Origin of the sequence: Methylobacterium sp. UNC300MFChir4.1, from assembly GCF_900110155.1 — a bacterium.
In the GTDB taxonomy this organism is placed as follows: domain Bacteria; phylum Pseudomonadota; class Alphaproteobacteria; order Rhizobiales; family Beijerinckiaceae; genus Methylobacterium.
Genome location: NZ_FOCS01000009.1, coordinates 86,881 through 105,314 on the forward strand (window position 1 = coordinate 86,881; position 18,434 = coordinate 105,314).

Here is an 18,434-nt window from a genome sequence, read left to right on the forward strand (position 1 = left end):
CCGTCTCCAGATTGAACGCCCCAGACTGACGTCACGGCAGGATCGCCCACCGAGAGGGGTTCTCCGAACCCGTCGCGGCCTCCGGCATCGCGCCTGCCCGCTCCTCCCTGACGGCGTCGCTCGTGCCTCCTCTCGCGTGGCGAGACGACGAGGCTCGAGCAGAACCGATGCCCGACCCGTCGGCGGGACCGGGATCCTACGGGATCGCGGCGCGGGCGAGGGCCGCGCGGCGCAGCCGACAGGCGGCCTCCGTGACACGGCGCGAGCGGTCCCGTCCCGCGTCCGGCCGCGCGCGGTCGCAGGTCTTCGCGACCGTGTCCAGCACGGCCGAGGCCGCCGCCATGAGGGCCAACGTCGTCGCCGAACCGACCGAGACCAGGAAGAAGATCGTTGCGATGACTTGCGGAGCGGTCATGACGCACCTCCTCGGGTGCTTCGCGGTGATGCGGGAGACTTATGGCCGGTGCGGCGGGAACAGCGTGCGGCCGAGCACGGGCCGCGTCGCGTCGGGCGCACCGCCCGCGGGTTCCGGACGGGGGGAGAACCTCAGCTCGATCGTCCGGCCCTCGCGCGCGACGACCTCGCAGGGCTGGTTCAGCAGCAGGGCGATCGAGACGAGCCGGACGGCCTGCGGTGGCACCGCCTCCGGCTGGACCTCGATCCGCGCGCCGGATGTCCTGAGCTCCCAGATCAGGCAGTCACAGCATTCCTGCGGGTGCCCGAAGAAGATCTGTCCGGTCTTGAAGGCCGGCCTCCAGGCCTCTTCCATGCGGTTCCCGGCCATCGCGATCTCCTGCAGAACAACCATTTCAGCCCGTACCGATAAGCTGAATACGCGGTCATTCCGGGCGCGAATTCCGTATCAAACAGCACATCCGGCGAGCGCGCCGGCAATCCTGCCGCCGGCTTCGATCCGGCGATCCGGGGCCCGGCGCGAGGCCCGCCCGGCCGTGGCCGCCGCGCGCGGATCGGCCGCCGTCATCAATTGTCCAATACCCGATCGTCCGTCGTTTAATCCTTCGTTAACCATTCTAAACAGCTTAGTCGGGTCAGAATCGCGTACACAGGGAGCAGGGGATCCGTGAGCGAGCTGCAGAGGCTTCTGAGCGATCCTCGGTTCCGGCCCGCAGACAAGGCCAAGCGCGGCGCCGCGTCCGAACCCGACCTCGGCAACGTCCTGCGCGCCGTCGCGTCGCTGCACGCGCGGGCCGAGTCCCCGACACCGCCGGCCGCGCCGAGGGACTGGGACGCGCTGATCCACCGGGTGCAGACCGCCGCCCGCCAAGCGCGCGTGATCGAGGCCCAGGCGCGCGAGCGGGAGGCGCGGATCGAGCAGGTGCTGGATCAGGTCCGCGAGGAGGTCCACGCCTCCAACGAGCGCGCCCGGATGGCCGAGATGCAGGCGCGCGAGGCCCAGCTGCGCGCCGAGGCGCAGGTCGTCGCCGCCGAGGAGCGCGCCAAGGCGGCGGAGGCCCGCGCCCGCGCCGCCGAGGATCGGGCCCGGCAGGCCGAGGACTGGCTGGACCGTGTCCAGCAGGCGATCCTGTCCGAGTTCTCGGACCTCACCGAGCAGGCCGCGGCATGAGCGCCGCCCGCGCGTGGGCCGAGCCGACGGCGCCCCATCCCCTGTCCGACCCGGCCCTGCCGCGCGACGGCCACGCCGACCCGATCGACCGGGTCGTGGCGCTGTTCTCCGGCGCCGCGGCCGCATCCCCCGCGCCCGCCTCCCCGGCGGCCGAGGACGACTGGTCGACCTCCCTGACCGCCGTGCGCGGCGCCGCGGCGCGGGTCCGCGCCCTGCAGGCGAGCGCCCGCGACTCCGTCCGGGAGGCTCAGAGTTCCGTGCGGGCGGCCGAGACGGCGCTCCGCGCGGCCGAGGAGCGGGCCCGCCACGCCGAGGCGCTCCTGCAGGCGGCGCTCGCCCGGGCCGAGCGGGCCGAGGCGCAGGCCCGTGCGTCGGACGAGCGGGCCGAACGGGCGGAGGCCCAGCGGGCCGAGGCGCGGGCGTGGCTGCGCCGGATGCACGAGTGCATGGTCAACGAGTTCGGCGCCCTGTCCGGAGCGGCGGATCAGCCCTGAGCCGGCGCGCGCCGGCCCCGGTCGCCCGGACATCCGGCCGGGATCGCGCGGACCCGCGATGCGTCGGCCTCGGCCGAGCGTCCGACGCCACCATGACGCGCGATGGCCGCCGCGACGCGGGCCGGCCGCGCAGATCTCCTCCGGGGTCCCGCAATTACGAGCACTCGCCTTAAGTCGTCGAAAACAATTCTCAGGATATGGAATTCTGATCTCGTCGCCTCGACACCGTCCGCCTGGCAGGATCGCCGTGACCCTCAGCCTCGTCCTCAGCACGTCCCTTCCGCTCCTCACCGGGGCGGTGGCCCTGCTGTGGGCGGGCTTCGTCGCTCCGGAGCGGGAGGAGCGTCCGGACGTGCCCGGCGCCCGCGACCTGCGCACGTGGTGAGCGCCGGATCCCGGTTCCGGCCGTGAGGCGCCCGCCGAACCGGCCCTCCGGAGGCGGAGAGACCCCGAGAGGTCCCGCGCCCCGTCCCGGGCCGCTTCCGGGGACGGCACCCGGCGCGCTATGACGCGCCGGACGCCCTCGCGGCGAGGGCCGGCTCACGGAGGCTTCCCATGGATCTCGGCTTGAGCGGACGCCGGGCGCTCGTCTGCGCGGCGAGCAAGGGACTGGGCAAGGGCTGCGCCCTGGCGCTCGCCCGGGAGGGCGTCGCGGTGACGATCACGGCCCGCACCGCGGAGACGCTGGAGCGGACCGCGGACGAGATCCGCGCCGCGACGGGCGTCACCGTCACCGCCGTCGCGGGCGACATCGCCACCGAGGCCGGCCGGGCCGCCGCGCTCGCCGCCTGCCCCGAGCCCGACATCCTGGTCAACAATGCCGGCGGCCCGCCCCCCGGCGATTTCCGCGAGTGGGACCGCGACGCCTGGATCCGGGCGCTCGACGCCAACATGCTGGCGCCGATCGCGCTCATCAAGGCGACGGTCGACGGGATGATCGACCGCGGGTTCGGCCGGATCGTCAACATCACCTCCGGCGCCGTGAAGGCGCCGATCGAGCATCTCGGCCTGTCGAACGGCGCCCGCTCGGGGCTGACGGGCTTCGTGGCCGGCTTGGCGCGCAAGACCGTGCGGCACGGCGTGACGATCAACAACCTGCTGCCCGGCCCCTTCGACACCGACCGGATCCGCGGCAACGCCGTCGCGGGGGCCGCCAAGGCCGGCACCTCCGTGGAGGCGTTCCTGGAGGCGCGGGCCCGCGACAACCCCGCCGGCCGCTTCGGCCACCCCGACGAGTTCGGCGCCGCCTGCGCGTTCCTGTGCAGCCAGCAGGCGGGCTTCATCACCGGGCAGAACCTGCTGATGGATGGCGGCGCCTATCCCGGCACGTTCTGACGCGGACCGGCCCGACCGGCCCTCCGCTTGCAGGGCCGGATCAGATCATGCGGTGAGGACCATGAGCGTACGCGAGACCCTCGAGGCCCGGCTGGCCCGGATCGCCGCGGGGGACCCGGCGGTCTTCACCCGCCTCTACCCGGAGCAGGCCCGCGCGGCGGCGGACGCCGCCGATGCGCGCCGCCGGGACGGGATCTCCCTCGGCCCCCTCGACGGCGCGATGGTCTCGATCAAGGACCTGTTCGACGTGGCGGGCGAGACGACGCGCGCCGGCTCGGTCCTCTTGGCCGACGCGGCGCCGGCGCGGTCCGACGCCCCGGTGGTCGCCCGCCTGCGCCGCGCCGGCGCGGTGATCCTGGGCAAGACCAACATGTCCGAGTTCGCCTTCTCGGGGCTCGGCCTCAACCCGCATTACGGCACCCCCGGCAACGCCGCCGATCCGGCGCGCATCCCGGGGGGCTCGTCCTCCGGCGCCGGGGTCTCGGTGGGGCAGGGGACGAGCGACATCGCGATCGGGTCCGACACGGGCGGCTCCGTCCGGATCCCGGCCTCGCTGAACGGCGTCGTCGGCTTCAAGCCGACCGCGAGCCGCGTGCCGCTGGAGGGGGCGTTCCCGCTGTCCTACGCCCTCGATTCCCTGGGGCCGCTCGCCCGGACGGTCGCGGATTGCGCGGCCGCCGACGCCGTGATGGCGGGCGAGGAGCCCGCGCCGCTGGAGGCGCTCGCCGTCGCCGGCCTGCGCATCGGCGTGCCGCGGGGCCTGCTGTTCACCGAGACGGAGGCGCCGGTCGCCGAGGCCTTCGAGCGGGTGCTGTCCCGCCTGTCCCGGGCCGGCGCCCGGATCGCCGATCACCCGATCGACGACCACCTCGCCGCCATGGACGCGGCGCTCCCGGACGGCTCCCTCGCGGCGATCGAGGCCGCGGCGATCCACGCCGACTGGCTGGACAGCGCGGCCGGCCGCTACGACCCGCGGGTGCATCGCCGCATCGTGGCCGGCCGGAATGCGACGGCCGCGGGCTACATCCGGACGATGCGCCGGCGGGCCGCGCTGATCGCCGCCTTCGACCGGCACCTCGCCCCGCTCGACGTGCTGGCGCTCCCGGCGACCGCCGCGACGGCGCCGCTCACCGCCCCGGTGGCGGCGGACGACGCGGCCTTCCTGGCGGCCAATCGCCTGATGCTGCGCAACACCGCCTTCGGCAACTTCTTCGATCTCACCGGCCTGTCCCTGCCGATGCCGGGCCTGCCCCGGCCGGCGGGCCTGATGCTGCTGGCCCGGCACGGACAGGACCGCCGGCTCCTGGCGATCGGGGCCGGGATCGAGGCCGCGCTGGCGGGGTGAGCGCCCCGCGCGGCCCGGGCCCGCTCAGCGGATCTGGCGGGACAGCGCCACGCCGAGGCGCTCCGCGCCGATCTTCGGCTGGCCGCCGGCCACGAAGACGACGAGATCCTTGCCCGGATTGACGACGACCACGCTGTTGAAGCCGTCGGTCCCCCCGACCTTCAGGAAGACCGGCCGCTGGCCCGCGTCCGGGTCGCCGATCTCCTCGATCCAGGCCATGCCCTGCCGGAAGGTCTGTCCCTCCGGCTGGTAGAGCGGCGTCATCGCCTCGCGCAGCGCCCGGGTGAGCGCTGGCGGCACGGGCGCGCCGTTCACCGCCTCGTGCCCGAGCGCCGCCTCGCCGAAGGCGAGCATGTCGGTGGCGGTCGAGCGGAGCGCTCCCGCGGCGTACCACGCGAAGACCGGCCAGGGCATGACCGGCTGGCCCTCCATCCCGTAGCCCTGCGCGAGACGCGCGCGGTCGGCCGGCTTCACGGTGACCGCCGTGCTGGTCATCCCGAGCGGCCCGGTGATCCGCTCGTGCACGAGGCTCTCCCACGGCGCGCCGAGACGTTCGGAGAGAACGTAGCCGAGCAGGCCGATGCCGGCATTCGAGTACCGGTAGGGGGCGGGCAGGGCGCAGCCGCCCGCCTCGGATCCCTCCGGGCTCCAGCGCGACACCCAGGCCAGGAACGCTTCCGGCGGGTAGGTCCGGACGCTGCGCTCCGCCAGGGCACGCGGCAGGTCGCCCGGCAGCGTCGGCATCCCCGAGGTGAAGTCGGCGAGCTGCAGCGGCGTGATCTGGGCCGTGCAGGGCCGGAGCCGCAGGTTCGGCAACAGCTCCTGCAGCGGCGTGTCGGGACGCAGGCGGCCCGCATCGACGGCCTCGGCGAACAGTGCGGTCGTGAACACCTTGGTGATCGAGCCGATCTCCACGATCGTGTCGGACCGGTAGGGCGCGCCGCCGGCCCCGTTGAACCCGAAGTAGCTGCGCCGCCCCCGGTGGCTCACGCCCACGATCAGGCCCGGGATCGCCCCGCGCGCGACCCAGGCGCCGGCCAAGCGCTCGACGACCGGCCGCAGCGCGTCCACCTCCGCGCCGGCCGCGAGGTCGGCCGGGCGCCCGGCCCCCTCACCGAAGCCGTCCTGCGCGCCGCCGGGACCGGCGGCGAGCGCGAGGACGAGGGCGGCGAGGCCGGCCGTCACGATGGGTCGAGACCGTCCGCCGGCCCGACGATCCGTGCTGTTCATGGTCCTCCTCCCGATCCGTCACCGGCGCGCCGGGTGCGTCAGATTGGAACGGATGCATTGACGAACACTGAATACAGAACGGAAATCGCGCGGCTCATAAATGATGATGCGTAGTTGATACAGGTATTGACTGAATGCGGGCCATTGACATTAATCTTGGCTCGCAAGCAGCATGATGCACGATCCGGACGCGGACAGCGCGCCGGTCGCGGGAGGATCACGCCGTGCATTTCATGCGGATGATGGGGCTCGTGGCCCTTGTGTTGAGCGGCCTGGGCTTGGCGGGCCCGGCGTCGGCGGCCCCGCTCTCACCGGCGCCGCTGGCCGGCGACGCGAGCGGGCTGACCCGGGTCGGCTACTGGTGCGGGCCCGGATTCCACCTCAACCCGTGGGGCCGGTGCGTCCCGAACGCCCGCCGGTTCTACGGCCCGGGCCCGGCCTTCTACGGAGCCCGCTACTACGGAGGCCGGCGCTTCTACCGGACCTACAACTATCGCTGGCACCGCAATTACCGCTGGCATCGCAACTATCGCTGGCACCGCAACTATCATTGGCATCGCAGCTACCACTGGCGTCGCCGCTGACGAACGCGCCGGCGGCGCTCCGGACGGTCTCGCCCGGAGCGCCGCCGGCCCCACATACCGCTTCCCAGATCCGCGGCCGGCCGGACAGCGGCCACCGCGGCGCCGTATTCGGAGACCTGTGACGATGCGCCTCCCGCTGATTGCCTTCGCGACCGCGATTGCCCTGACCACGGGGGCGGCGGCGCAATCCGTGCCGGAGCCACCCATCCAGAGCCCGCAGGACGCCGCCTGCCGCGAGCAGGCGCGGGCCCAGATCTTCAGCTACCCCAACCCGAACAACCTCAGCCTCTACGACCTCGGTTCGCAGATCTGGCACCTGTGCATGGCGTCCTATCACGGCCGCGGCCCCAACCCCGGCCGCACCGATCAGCGCTTCTAGGCAGCGCTTCCAGGCAGCGCTTCCAGGACGGCCCCGGGCCGCGGTCGCGGCCGCCGGGACGGCCCCTCGAGACAGCTCAGCGGAACCGATCATGACGAGCAAGCTCCGCGGCACCGGGCAGCACGGCCACGCACCGCCCGTCGCGCCCGATGCGGGCCGGCGCGCGTTCCTCGGGGCCGCGGCGCTCGGCGTGGCGCTGACGACGGGCGCGCGCCCCGCGTCGGCGACCACCGCCGCGCCGGCCACGGCCGCGGACGAGACCTTCATGCGGGCGGCCATCGCCGAGGCGCGCCGCGCCGACTTCCCGTTCGGCGCCGTCATCGTCGCGGAGGGCGAGATCCGCGCCCGGGGCCTGAATCTCGGGAAGCAGCAGCGCGATCCCACGGCGCACGGCGAGATGGTGGCGATCCGCCGCTTCCTCGCGGAGCACGGGCCGGAGGCGCTGCGGGGGACGACCCGCTACACGTCCGGCGAACCCTGCGCGATGTGCATGGGCGCGATCGTCTGGTGCGGGATCTCGCGCGTCGTCTTCGCCGCCTCGCTGCAGCAGCTCGCCACGAAGATCGACCAGATCATGATCACCTGCACGGAGGTCGCGGACCGGTCGGCGTTCCGCCCGATCGCGATCACGGGCGGCGTCCTGGCGGAGGAGGCGCTCGCGCTCTTTCCGCCCGGCGACCGCCCGTCCAAGTAAGGGACTGGAAGACGGCTCGGGCGACCGCCCGCGCGGCCCGGCAATCCGGTGGGACGCGGCCGTCGCTCCCCCGGAGGTCCCGCCGCATCCCACCGGATTGCCGGGCCGCCCGCCCTGGTGCACCCTGCCGGCGATTCCCGGACCTCGCCCCGAGCCCCCGCCTCGGGCGCCCGGGGATCGCGGGACCGCCTGCGCCGGGCGGCGATCCCGGAGGGCCGACAGGGCCGACCGGCAGGGAGCCGTCGCATGAGCGCAGCCACACCGTCGACCGTCGCGGACCGGGATACGGACCCCGCCGATCGCGCCGCGATCCGCGCGATGCGCGTCGACCTCGCGGCCGCCTACCGGCTGATCCACCGGCTGGGCCTCGACGACAGCATCTACACCCACATCTCGGCCCGGCTGCCGGGCGCCGGGCACCGCTTCCTGATCAACCCCTACGGGATGCGCTTCGAGGAGGTGTCGCCGGAGAACCTCGTCACCGTCGACATCGACGGGAAGGTGCTCGAGGATCCGATGGGGCTCGGCATCAACCCGGCCGGGTTCACGATCCACAGCGCCATCCACGCCGCGCGCCACGACGCGATCTGCGTGCTGCACACCCACACGGTCGCGGGCGTGGCGGTCTCCTGCCAGGAGGAGGGGCTCCTGCCCCTGAACCAGTGGTCGATGCAGTTCACGGGGCGCGTCGCCTACCACGCCTACGAGGGCATCGCCCTCGACCTCGACGAGCGGGAGCGGCTGGTGGCCGATCTCGGCGACAAGCCCGTGATGGTGCTGCGCAATCACGGCCTGCTGACCTGCGGCCGCACGGTCGGCGAGGCGTTCCGGCTGATGCACAACATGGAGCGCTCGTGCCGGGCGCAGCTGGCGATCCAGGCGGCGGGCGCGCCGGTGATCCGGCCCTCCTCCGCCATCGCCACCAAGACCGCCGGGCAGTACGCCGCCGGCTACGACCGCGTCGTGGTCCAGGGGGCGCCCGACAACGAGTGGGCGGCGTTCAAGCGGATGCTGGCGCGGACGGATCCGGATTTCTTCGCGAACGGCTGAGGGCGGCACGGCCGCCGGCTGAGCCGTTCGGTCGATGCGCCGCTCTCCGTGATCGCGAGCGCGGCGAAGCGACCCAGGGCAGCGCGACGTCCGACCTCGTCACGCCGACCGGACTGCTTCGCTCCACCCGCAACGACGGCGGTGCCGCGATCGGCGACGGCGTGAGACGTCGAGCGGGCGTCTCCCGCTCAGCAGGAGCGAGACGCCGCAGCACGCACCTCACCCGTCTGCCCAGGCCCCGCTCGACCGGTAGGTCTGCTTGAGGAACGCGATGAAGGCCCGGGTCTTGGCCGGCACGAAGGCCCGGCTCGGGTAGACCGCGAAGATGCCGGCCGAGGCCGCCGCCGCGTAGGCCGGCAGCACCACCTCCAGCAGGCCGTCGCGCAGCTCCGCGTGCACGTCCCAGGTGGAGCGCAGCGCGATCCCGAGGCCGCCGATCACGGCCTCGCGCACCACCTCGTTGGAATGGGTGCGCAGCGGCCCCGAGGCGCCGACCGTGCAGGGGCCCTCCGGCCCGACCAGCCGCCAGGGATTCTGGTTCTCGGTGGCGAGGCAGACATGGCCGCGCAGGTCGTCGAGGCTCCGCGGCCGCCCGGCCGCGTCGAGGTAGCTCGGCCGCGCGCAGAGGACCCGCTGCACCGGCGCGAGGCGCACCGCCGTCAGCCCGGAACTCTCCAGCGCGCCGACCCGGATCGCGAGGTCGTAGCCGCGCTCGACGATCGACTCGAAATCGTCGCTCAGCTCCAAGTTGAGCACGATGCCGGGATGGAGGGCGAAGAAGGCCCGCAGGTGCGGGACGATGTGCAGGCGCCCGAAGGAGCTCGGCGCCGTGACCCGGAGCGTCCCCCGCGCCCGCGTCGCCGTCTGCGACACGAGGCTCTCGGCCTCCGCGATGGCGTCGACGATCGGCGCGATCCGCTCGAAGAAGGCCGCCCCGACATCCGTGGGCGCCACCCGCCGCGTGGTGCGATGCAGCAGGCGCACGGCGAGCCGTTCTTCCAGCCGCTTCAGCCGCTTCGACACCACCGCGACCGACAGGCCGAGCTCCGAGCCGGCCTGGGTGAGGCTGCCGGTGCGGACCACCCGGGCGAAGATCTCCAGGTCGCTCTGGTCGTGCATTGTCAACGCTGCGGAAAAAATCAAATCCCTTTTGCCGCCTTTCTCGCGGATGCCAAGCGATCTATCGAGGGGACATCAAAAATTTTTCACGGCGCGTTCGATTTTTTCTGACGCGCGTCGCACGCATCCCCGAGGATCACCATGTCGAAGCTCGTCGTCGCCGAGGATCTCCGCACCTTCGTCTCCGAGGAAGCGCTGCCCGGGACCGGTCTCTCGGCCGACCAGTTCTGGTCGGGCTTCGCCGCGATCGTCCGCGATCTCGCACCGCACAACCGGACGCTGCTCGACCGGCGCGACGGCCTCCAGGCCGACATCGATGCCTGGCACCGCGACCATCGCGGAGCGCCGCACGACCCGGCGGCCTACGCGGCCTACCTGACGCGGATCGGCTACCTGCAGCCGGAGCCCGAGACCGTGCGGGTGACCACCGAGAACGTGGACGCGGAGATCGCCGCTATCGCCGGGCCGCAGCTCGTGGTGCCGATCTCCAACGCCCGCTACGCGCTGAACGCCGCCAATGCCCGCTGGGGCAGCCTCTACGACGCCCTCTACGGCACCGACGCGATCCCGCAGGACGGCGAGCTCGCGCCCGGCGCCGGGTTCAACCCGGCCCGCGGCGCCGCCGTCGTGGCCAGGACCAAGGCGTTCCTCGACGCGACCGCGCCGCTCAGCGTCGGCTCCTGGGCGGATGCCGTGGGCTTCTCGGTGACGGACGGCCGCCTCGCCGCCGATCTCGGCGCCGGCCGCAGCGCCGGCCTGACCGGATCGTCCGCCTTCGCGGGCTACACCGGCGACGCCGCGGCGCCGACCGCGCTCCTGCTGCGCCACAACGGCCTGCACATCGAGGTCGTCATCGACCGCGCGAGCCCGATCGGCCGCACCGACCCGGCCGGCATCGCCGACGTGGTGCTGGAGGCCGCCCTCTCGACCATCATGGACATGGAGGATTCGGTGGCGGCCGTGGACTCGGCCGACAAGGTCGCGGTCTACCGGAGCTGGCTCGGCCTGATGCGCGGTGACCTGACCGCCACCCTGTCCAAGGGCGGCCGCACGGTCGAGCGGCGGCTCGCCGAGGACCGGACCTTCACGGCCCCCGATGGCGGGCGCCTGACCCTGCCGGGACGGTCGCTGATGCTGGTCCGGCATGTCGGCCACCACATGTACACCGACGCCGTGACCCTCGACGGCGCCGAGATCCCGGAGACGATCCTCGACGCGGCCGTCACCGCGCTGATCGCCCTGCACGACCTGAAGGGCACCGGTCCGCTCCGCAACAGCCGGACCGGCTCGGTCTACATGGTCAAGCCCAAGCTGCACGGTCCCGACGAGGTCGCCTTCGCGGTGGCGCTGTTCGGGCGGGTCGAGGCGCTGGTCGGCCTCGCGCAGCGGACGCTCAAGATCGGCGTCATGGACGAGGAGCGGCGCACGACGCTCAACCTCAAGGCGGCGATCGCCGCGGCGTCGGACCGGCTGTTCTTCATCAACACCGGCTTCCTCGACCGGACCGGCGACGAGATCCACACCTCGCTGGAGGCCGGCCCCGTGGTCCGCAAGGATGCCATGAAGGCGACCGCCTGGATCCAGGCCTACGAGGACGGCAACGTCGATGCCGGCCTCGCCTGCGGCCTGCCCGGCCACGCGCAGATCGGCAAGGGCATGTGGGCCGCCCCCGACCGGATGGCGGCGATGCTCGACGCCAAGGGCGCCCACCCGGAGGCGGGCGCCAACACCGCCTGGGTGCCGTCGCCGACCGCCGCGACGCTCCACGCGCTCCACTACCATCAGGTGGATGTCCGCGCCCGCCAGGCGGCGCTCGCCGGCCGGGCGCCCGCGACCCGCGCCGCCATGCTGACCCTGCCCCTCGCCGAGGGCGCGTTCGCGCCGGAGGCGGTGCGGGAGGAGCTCGACAACAATTGCCAGGGGATCCTGGGCTACGTGGTCCGCTGGGTCGACCAGGGTGTCGGCTGCTCCAAGGTGCCGGACATCCACGAGGTCGGGCTGATGGAGGACCGCGCCACCCTGCGGATCTCCAGCCAGCACATCGCCAACTGGCTGCGCCACGGGATCGTGGACCGCGACGAGGTCGCCGCGGCCCTGCGGCGCATGGCCGAGGTCGTCGATCGCCAGAACGCCGGCGACCGGGCCTACCGGCCGATGGCCCCGGGCTTCGACGGGCCGGCCTTCCGCGCCGCCGAGGCCCTGGTCTTCGAGGGCGCCGGCCAGCCGAACGGCTACACCGAGTTCGTGCTGCACCGGTTCCGCCGGGAGGCGAAGCGGCTGGACGCCCGCGTACGGGCGGCCTGAGGCCGCTCCCGGATCCCGGACGCGCAGCGCCCCGAGACCGCCCCGAGACCGCCCCAAGACCGCCCCGGGCCGGCCGACGGCCTGTGCGGCCTGAAACGCCGCGCCGCGGATCTGCCAGGGTCCGCGGCCTCTGCCGGTCGGGACGGGCCGACCGGTCAACGCCGCTGCCAAGCCGCTGCCATGCCTCGGCCACGCCGCGCCGGTCAGCGGCGCTTGCGCGTCATCACGTAGACCAGCAGGTTCGCCACCGCCCGGTAGAATTCCGCCGGGATCGCCTGGTTGACCTCGACATGGTCGTACATCGCCCGGGTGAGCGCCTTGTCGACGACGACCTCGATCCGGTGCTTCTCGGCGATCTCGCGGATGCGGAGGGCGATCAGGTCCGCGCCCTTGGCCAGAACCGTCGGGGCGTCGTTCTCGCTCTGGTCGTAGCGCAGCGCGATCGCGTAGTGCGTCGGGTTCGCCAGGATCATGGTGGCGCGGGGCACCGCCGCCATCATCTGCTTGCGCAGCCGGTCCTGCGCCAGCGAGCGCATCTTCGCCTTCACGAGCGGGTCGCCCTCGAGCTGCTTGAACTCGTCCTTCACCTCCTGCCGCGACATCCGCAGGTCGCGCTGCCAGCGCACGCGGGTCCAGACCAGGTCGCCGGCGACCAGCGCGATCGTCGCGACGCTCACGGCCGAGACGAGGCGCACCGACAGGGTCAGCAGGAATTCGGGCAACCCGACTGGATCCACGAACATGACATTGACGATCTCGTGGCGATCCGCGTGCAGGACCATGTAGGACATGCCGCCGATCGCGAAGAACTTGAACAGATTTTTCCCGAACTCGACGAACCCCTGCAGACTGAAGAGCCGATTCCAGCCGGCGACGGGGGAGATGCGGGACCATTTCGGCTGGATCCGATCGAACACCACGCGCGGCGCGTTCTGGAAGATCGAGGCGGCGATGCCGGCCACGAGCAGGATGACCAGGACCGGCAGCAGGAAGCGGCCCATCTCCAGGGCGAGGGCGTGGACGAGGCGCATCGCGTCGTGGCTCGTCTCCACGCTGAAGTTGCGCGGCTGCTCCAAGATCAGCGCGAGCCTCTGCACCAGCGGCAGCCCCTGATCCCGCGCCACGAAGACCAGGAAGATCAGCAGTCCCAGGATGGAGGCGAAGACGGGCGCTTCCCGCGAGAACGGCGTGTTTCCTTCCGCGATCGCGTCGCTGATCTTCTTCTCGCTCGCCGCCTCGGTCTTGCTCTCCCTGTCCTCAGACATCGCGGCGCCCCGAACTCGGGCCGCCGACGGCACCGCCCCGGTCGGCCCGGCGGGACGCGTCCGCCGGAGCGGCGCCCCGGAGCCGTCCCCGACCGGGGACGGTGCTAGCGGAAGTAGGTCTCATCCGAGTCGGCCGGGGTGAGTTCGATCTCGCCGCGCGACGCCATCTCGAGCGCCTGGTCGGTGATCGCGCGGCGCGCGTCGAGCACGTCCCGCTGGGCGGCGGGCTCGCCTCCCTCCAGCTCGTGCTCGACGAGGCGCCGGGCGCGGGCGGTCAGCGCGCTGAGCACGACGTTCCGCAACGGCCCGTTCGTGCCCTTCAGGGCGAGGATGACCTTCTCGTGCGGGACCTGATCGAAGAGCGTCGTCCGCGCCCGCGGCGTCATGTGAATGATGTCGTCGAAGGTGAAGAGCAGGCTCTTCAGGATCTCGGCCGATTTCGGGCGCGTCTGCGTGAGGTTGTCCAGGACCTCCTCCATGCTCTGGCGCTCCATCTTGTTGACGATGTCGGCCATGCGCGAGTGGGTATCCGCCGCGGCATTGCGCGCCAGGTTGATCATGAAGTCCTCGTGGATGGTCTGCTCGATCATCTTCATGGTCGCGTCGACGATCGGCTTGAACGTCAGCATCCGCCGCATGACGCCGTTGCGCAGCGGCGCCGGCAATTGCGCCATCACCTTGGCGGCGCAGGCCGGCTTGACCTTGGACAGCACGAGCGCCGCGGTCTGAGGATGCTCCTTGATCAGGTAGCCCGCCAGGGCGGTCTCGGACCCGTTGGAGATGCGGTCCCAGATCGAGCGGCGTACATGCTCACCCGGGCCGGGATCGACGAAGCGCGGATCTGGCGCGTCGAGGGCGCCGCGGACCGGACGCCGCGCAACGCCGCGGATCCGAAGGCTCCGGAGAACCGGCGGATCGAGATTCTCCTGCAGGGATCTCCAGGATGAAGGTGTCCCGGACCGGGCGGATCGTGGCGGCCGCCCTCGGCCTGCTCATCGCGGGGAGGGCCGCCCCCGTCGCCGCGGAACCGGCGGGCGGCCCTCCCGCCGCCCCGGCCGCAGAGCCGCAGGCGCCGACGGGCGATCCGGTGCAGTGGGTGCGCACGCTCCAGTTGCTGCAGGATCGGGTCGCCGCCGGCTCCCGGGCCGCCCACGAGAGCCAGCCGCTGCTGATCGCCCGGATCAACGCGGATCTCCTGGCCGTCCCGCCCGAGATCTGGGGCCGCCGGAGCAATATCCGGGCCGCGATCACGTTCGCCCTCAGCGGCGGCGGTCCTTCCGTCCTGCGCCGGCTGACGGCGCAGGACGGCCTCGGCGAGCCCGAAGCGACGCTCGCGCGCGGGGCGCTCGCCTATGTCGAGGGGCGGGAGGCCGAGGCGCGGCGCCTGCTCCAGGACGTCGACACGACAGATCTGCCGCCGACGCTCGCGGGCGCCATCGGCCTGACGCAGGCGTCGCTCGCCGTGCCCGACCAGCCGATCCGGGCGATCGCCCTGCTCGACCGCGTCCGGGTGCTGCTGCCGGGCACGCTGACCGAGGAGGGCGCCCTGCGCCGCGAGATCTTCACCCTCGGTCAGATCGGCGACCTGAAGACGTTCGAGGCGCTGGCGATCCAGTACCTGCGCCGCTTCCCGCACTCGATCTACGCGGGCAACTTCCGGCAGCGACTGGCCTATCAGCTGACGCAGTTCGATATCGGCCACGACGCGGAGCGCTTCGCGACCCTCAACAGGATCCTGGACGAGCTCGGTCCCGAGAGCCGGCGCGACCTGTATCTGGTGGTCGCCCAGACGGCGATCCAGGCGGGTCAGACGGCCGCCGCGCTCCGCGCCAGCGAGAAGGCCCTCGCGCTGTGCGCGCCCGGAAGCGCGGAGGCGACCCGGGGCCAGCTCTACCGGGCTGCCGCCGAGATCGTGAGCCTGGCGACGTTCGAGTCCGGGTCGCGGACGCTGAGATCGCTCGACAGGGCCAAGCTCACGGCCCGCGACATGCCCCTCCTCGAGACGGCCCTCTCGACCGCCGAGGCGATCGGACGCGGGCTCGCCGGCCGGCCCGGCCTGCCGGAGGCCGACGCCGCCGCGAAGCCGGCGCGGGCGGCGCCGGATCCCGCCGACGGGCCCGCGAGCCTGATCCCGAAGGCGCAGGCCACGATCGACCGGATCGATCTGATGCTCAGCAAGGCGACCCCGTGAACACGATCTCCACCGCGGTCCAGAAACCCGTCCCCAAACCCGATCGGGATGTCGCACCGTCCCCGCATCCGGCGGCCGACCTTCAGGCGCTGCCGGATCCGGCGGTGCGGGGCGCCTTCGACCTGGTCCTGCGCGCGGTCTCAGGGGGAACTCCCGCGGCCCGACCCGAGACCGACGGGGGTGAGATGGACGAACCGGAGGGCGCGACCGGGGAGGATCGGCGGCCCGAAGCCGGCGCATCGCCCGCGCCGCCGCCGTCACCGGGCGATCCCGGCAGCGCCGCCGCGGCGCTCGCCGAGATCCTGAGCGCGGCCGTCCTGTCGGCCCGTCCGGAACTGCCCGCGGGACACGGAACCGGTGCTCCGGGACCGGCCCCATCCGCCGCATCCCCGGCGGGCCCCGACGCGGCCCCGGAGACCAGCCTCGTGGGAAATCTCGAGGCAGCCCGCGCGGACGCGTCGCCGCGCGCCGGGCCGAGCCCGGGCACCCTGCTGCAGGGCGGCCCCCCGCAGGTCGAGGTCCTCGACCGGGCGGTTCACTTCAAGCCCGTCCTGCCCGAGGCGGCCCGCCACGCCCTCCCGGCCGCCGCAGCGGCAACGTCCCCGTTGCGGGCCGTCCCGAACGCGGCGGACGCTCAGCCTCGACCCGTCCGCCCCGGACCGGTGGCTCCGGCCGTCGCCGGGCCCGATCCCGCTCCGATCGCGCCGGCCGCCCAGATTGCCGCGCAAGTCGCCACCCAGATCGCCGGGACGGTCGCCGGGAAGGTGAACGCAGCGCCGCCGAAGGCGACGGTCGCCCTCGCGACCGATCCCGAGCCTCGAGCCGGCGATGCGTCGGCCCGCGCCGATGCGTCGGCCCGCACCGCGACGGGGATCGATGGGCCGGGGGGCTTCACGGCACGCGAGGACAACCGTCCCCGCTCCGGCATCGCCGGACTCCTCCTCGCCCCCACCGGCCGGCAGGGGCCGGCGGGCGTCCCCATCCCGGGTCCCGGCAACGGATCCGGGACCGAGCCGGCCCGACTCGCCGCCGTCCTGCCGACGATCGCGGCGGCCATCACGGAGGAGATCGAGCGCGCGACCGCGGCCGGACCGGAGCGTCGCGTCGGCGCCGATCCGGCGATCCCCGCGGCTCAGGACGGGCCGCTCCGGGTGCTCAAGATCCAGCTCCGGCCGGAGAGCCTCGGGATCGTCACGGTGGAATTGCGGCTCGTCGACGGTCAGCTCGAGACCCATCTGCGCGCCGCGCGTCCCGAGACGGCGGCGATGCTGCAGCGGGATTCGGCGATCCTCACCGAACTGCTCAAGCACGCGCATTACCGGCCCGAGATCATTGTCGAGCCGGTTCGCCCCGGCGACGCCGGGTTCTCCGCGGGCGGATCACCGTCCCAGGGCCAATCCGGGCTCACCGACGGCGGCGCCCGGCCGGGTCACGGCGGGGACGGGCAGCGGCAGGCAGACCAGCGCGCGGCGCAGCGGCCGACGCTCGGCAGGCGCGACGGGGAGCGGACAGATGAGACGGTACGTCCTCGCGACGGCGGCGTTTATCTGTAGCGCCGCCCCGGTCGCCGGGACCGTGTGCGAGGCCGAGATGGGCCGTGCCGCGGCCCGTTACGGCGTGCCCCTCGGCGTGCTCTACGCGGTCGGCCTCACGGAGACGGGTAAGCGCGGCTCGCTCCAGCCCTACGCCATGAACATCGAAGGGGCGGCCTATTTCGCGACCGGGCCCCAGGACGTGCTGGCCCACTTCGCCGCGGCGCGCCGCCGGGGCGCGCGCCTGATCGATCTCGGCTGCATGCAGATCAACCACCACTATCACGGCGAAAAGTTCGCCTCGGTCGAGGCCATGATCGACCCGCGCGCGAACGTGGACTACGCGACGCAATTTCTTCGGGATCTGAAGCGGCGGGAGGGCAGCTGGACGATGGCCGTGGCGCGCTATCATGCCGGCCCGCACAACAACGCCGCGCAGAAGATCTACATCTGCCGGGTCGTGGCCAACATGGTCGCCACGGGCTTCGGCCAGTGGACGCCGGCCGCGGCGCATTTCTGCCGGTGATCGTCCCGGCCGGGGCGGAAGAATGCGGACCGGGCCCGGCCAGGGAACCAACCGAAGGACCGGGCCCTTTCGGCAGAGGCCCCGTCACCGGCCCGGAGGAGCCGCATGACCGACGCCCCAGACCCGCCGGAAGGACCGCCCGGGAAAACGGCGCTGCTGGTGGTCCTCACTCTCACGGCCGTTGCCGCCGCCGCCTACGTCCTGATCCACATGGACTAGGTTGCCCGGCGACGCCCCTACAGGGTCCGACAATTCCCGTAGCTGACCTTGACGTCGTTGCGCTCCTCGGGATTGAGCTGCGCCTCGACGAAATTCATCTTGTTGAGGTCGATCAGAAGGAAGTAGACGCCGTTCTGACACTTGATCGCGTTGCGCGGCGTGCGCTCGTTCAGCCGCGGCGAGGCCGTCTGGCACTCGTAATAGTCGGAGCGCCCGGCCGAGATCACGGTCAGCAGGCCGCCGCTGGAGACCAGCGAGAATGTCCGGGCCTTCTGGGATTGCGGTTTGGCGCCTTCGGGTGCGGCGACATCGAGACTGGTCGACGCCTCCACCGTACACGTCATCGGACGGCGCAGCTGGGGGACCGCGGGCGTGATGCTCAGCAGGAGGAGCGCACCAGCAAGCGCTACCCGTTCGGCGATCATCGGCGAGGGATCCGTGATTCGTGGGTAGTTTCTACCCAGAAGCTAGACCGTTATCCATCCTTGTAAATGCCGCCTGCTCGGATCGATGGGCCGATCAACAGATTTGCCGCCCGCTCCATTGCATCGCGCCAAGGATTACGGGCCAGGCCGGTTCTTC

General features: G+C 72.8%; 20 protein-coding genes and 1 pseudogene. 14 read left to right on the forward strand and 7 right to left on the reverse strand.

Annotated features, from left to right (window positions below):
• Positions 1 to 196: 196 nt before the first annotated feature.
• Both BMY19_RS14165 and BMY19_RS14170 read right to left on the reverse strand, forming a co-directional pair.
• The gene (locus BMY19_RS14165; RefSeq protein ID WP_100252088.1) at positions 197 to 415 is read right to left on the reverse strand and encodes a hypothetical protein; all 219 of its coding nucleotides are present in this window, start codon (positions 413 to 415) and stop codon (positions 197 to 199) included.
• Between the two features lie 39 nt (positions 416 to 454).
• Positions 455 to 784: a hypothetical protein gene (locus BMY19_RS14170; protein WP_100252126.1), complete on the reverse strand. Its 330-nt coding sequence runs from the start codon at positions 782 to 784 to the stop codon at positions 455 to 457.
• A gap of 297 nt (positions 785 to 1,081) precedes the next feature.
• Between BMY19_RS14170 and BMY19_RS14175 the strand changes: the two genes are divergently transcribed.
• The 5 genes from BMY19_RS14175 to BMY19_RS14190 all read left to right on the forward strand — a co-directional run bounded on the left by BMY19_RS14175 (position 1,082) and on the right by BMY19_RS14190 (position 4,759).
• Complete coding sequence (locus tag BMY19_RS14175; protein WP_020093242.1) at positions 1,082 to 1,585, forward strand: hypothetical protein; 504 nt, start codon at positions 1,082 to 1,084, stop codon at positions 1,583 to 1,585.
• Positions 1,582 to 2,079, forward strand: coding sequence for a hypothetical protein (locus BMY19_RS14180; RefSeq protein ID WP_056523291.1), 498 nt, complete (start codon positions 1,582 to 1,584; stop codon positions 2,077 to 2,079). Before BMY19_RS14175 ends, BMY19_RS14180 begins: the two co-directional genes overlap by 4 nt.
• Before the next feature lie 247 nt (positions 2,080 to 2,326).
• Entirely contained in the window at positions 2,327 to 2,464 is a 138-nt protein-coding gene (locus tag BMY19_RS30905; protein WP_020093244.1) for a hypothetical protein, read from the forward strand.
• A gap of 170 nt (positions 2,465 to 2,634) precedes the next feature.
• On the forward strand, positions 2,635 to 3,414 hold the full coding sequence (locus tag BMY19_RS14185; RefSeq protein WP_056523289.1) for an SDR family oxidoreductase: 780 nt from the start codon (positions 2,635 to 2,637) through the stop codon (positions 3,412 to 3,414).
• A 61-nt stretch (positions 3,415 to 3,475) separates the two neighbouring features.
• The gene (locus tag BMY19_RS14190) at positions 3,476 to 4,759 is read left to right on the forward strand and encodes an amidase (protein WP_100252089.1); all 1,284 of its coding nucleotides are present in this window, start codon (positions 3,476 to 3,478) and stop codon (positions 4,757 to 4,759) included.
• A gap of 24 nt (positions 4,760 to 4,783) precedes the next feature.
• Here the strand turns inward: BMY19_RS14190 and BMY19_RS14195 are convergent, their stop codons facing one another.
• Positions 4,784 to 5,989: a serine hydrolase domain-containing protein gene (locus BMY19_RS14195; RefSeq protein ID WP_081636480.1), complete on the reverse strand. Its 1,206-nt coding sequence runs from the start codon at positions 5,987 to 5,989 to the stop codon at positions 4,784 to 4,786.
• A 233-nt stretch (positions 5,990 to 6,222) separates the two neighbouring features.
• Here BMY19_RS14195 and BMY19_RS14200 point away from each other — a divergent pair, with 233 nt between their 5' ends.
• The 4 genes from BMY19_RS14200 to BMY19_RS14215 all read left to right on the forward strand — a co-directional run bounded on the left by BMY19_RS14200 (position 6,223) and on the right by BMY19_RS14215 (position 8,696).
• A complete protein-coding gene (locus BMY19_RS14200) occupies positions 6,223 to 6,573 on the forward strand; it encodes a GCG_CRPN prefix-to-repeats domain-containing protein (protein ID WP_234082999.1) in 351 nt (116 codons plus the stop codon).
• 124 nt (positions 6,574 to 6,697) lie between these two features.
• The gene (locus tag BMY19_RS14205) at positions 6,698 to 6,952 is read left to right on the forward strand and encodes a hypothetical protein (protein ID WP_042670699.1); all 255 of its coding nucleotides are present in this window, start codon (positions 6,698 to 6,700) and stop codon (positions 6,950 to 6,952) included.
• Between the two features lie 91 nt (positions 6,953 to 7,043).
• Positions 7,044 to 7,646 carry a nucleoside deaminase gene (locus BMY19_RS14210; RefSeq protein WP_100252090.1) on the forward strand — a complete coding sequence of 201 codons (603 nt, stop codon included), beginning with the start codon at positions 7,044 to 7,046 and terminating at the stop codon, positions 7,644 to 7,646.
• Between the two features lie 246 nt (positions 7,647 to 7,892).
• Positions 7,893 to 8,696 carry a class II aldolase/adducin family protein gene (locus BMY19_RS14215; RefSeq protein WP_091677564.1) on the forward strand — a complete coding sequence of 268 codons (804 nt, stop codon included), beginning with the start codon at positions 7,893 to 7,895 and terminating at the stop codon, positions 8,694 to 8,696.
• A gap of 219 nt (positions 8,697 to 8,915) precedes the next feature.
• Here BMY19_RS14215 and BMY19_RS14220 read toward each other — a convergent pair whose 3' ends face one another.
• A complete protein-coding gene (locus tag BMY19_RS14220; RefSeq protein ID WP_042670683.1) occupies positions 8,916 to 9,815 on the reverse strand; it encodes a LysR family transcriptional regulator in 900 nt (299 codons plus the stop codon).
• A gap of 141 nt (positions 9,816 to 9,956) precedes the next feature.
• Between BMY19_RS14220 and BMY19_RS14225 the strand changes: the two genes are divergently transcribed.
• The gene (locus tag BMY19_RS14225; protein WP_100252091.1) at positions 9,957 to 12,119 is read left to right on the forward strand and encodes a malate synthase G; all 2,163 of its coding nucleotides are present in this window, start codon (positions 9,957 to 9,959) and stop codon (positions 12,117 to 12,119) included.
• A gap of 203 nt (positions 12,120 to 12,322) precedes the next feature.
• Here BMY19_RS14225 and flhB read toward each other — a convergent pair whose 3' ends face one another.
• Both flhB and BMY19_RS14235 read right to left on the reverse strand, forming a co-directional pair.
• Positions 12,323 to 13,384, reverse strand: a complete 1,062-nt coding sequence (gene flhB, locus BMY19_RS14230) for a flagellar biosynthesis protein FlhB (protein WP_091978276.1) — start codon at positions 13,382 to 13,384, stop codon at positions 12,323 to 12,325.
• 104 nt (positions 13,385 to 13,488) lie between these two features.
• A pseudogene (locus BMY19_RS14235) lies at positions 13,489 to 14,184 on the reverse strand (FliG C-terminal domain-containing protein); the annotation flags it as partial.
• Between the two features lie 6 nt (positions 14,185 to 14,190).
• Here BMY19_RS14235 and BMY19_RS14240 point away from each other — a divergent pair.
• The 4 genes from BMY19_RS14240 to BMY19_RS14255 are packed head-to-tail and all read left to right on the forward strand — an operon-like array spanning position 14,191 to position 17,633.
• Positions 14,191 to 14,331 (forward strand): hypothetical protein, encoded by a 141-nt coding sequence (locus BMY19_RS14240; RefSeq protein ID WP_020093256.1) that lies wholly within the window; start codon positions 14,191 to 14,193, stop codon positions 14,329 to 14,331.
• A complete protein-coding gene (locus BMY19_RS14245; protein WP_100252092.1) occupies positions 14,328 to 15,575 on the forward strand; it encodes a chemotaxis protein in 1,248 nt (415 codons plus the stop codon). The genes BMY19_RS14240 and BMY19_RS14245 overlap by 4 nt, the downstream gene beginning before the upstream one ends.
• Positions 15,572 to 17,128 (forward strand): flagellar hook-length control protein FliK, encoded by a 1,557-nt coding sequence (locus BMY19_RS14250; RefSeq protein WP_100252093.1) that lies wholly within the window; start codon positions 15,572 to 15,574, stop codon positions 17,126 to 17,128. Before BMY19_RS14245 ends, BMY19_RS14250 begins: the two co-directional genes overlap by 4 nt.
• Positions 17,088 to 17,633, forward strand: a complete 546-nt coding sequence (locus BMY19_RS14255) for a transglycosylase SLT domain-containing protein (RefSeq protein ID WP_042670687.1) — start codon at positions 17,088 to 17,090, stop codon at positions 17,631 to 17,633. The genes BMY19_RS14250 and BMY19_RS14255 overlap by 41 nt, the downstream gene beginning before the upstream one ends.
• Before the next feature lie 236 nt (positions 17,634 to 17,869).
• Here the strand turns inward: BMY19_RS14255 and BMY19_RS14260 are convergent, their stop codons facing one another.
• A complete protein-coding gene (locus tag BMY19_RS14260) occupies positions 17,870 to 18,277 on the reverse strand; it encodes a hypothetical protein (protein WP_042670689.1) in 408 nt (135 codons plus the stop codon).
• Positions 18,278 to 18,434: the final 157 nt, after the last annotated feature.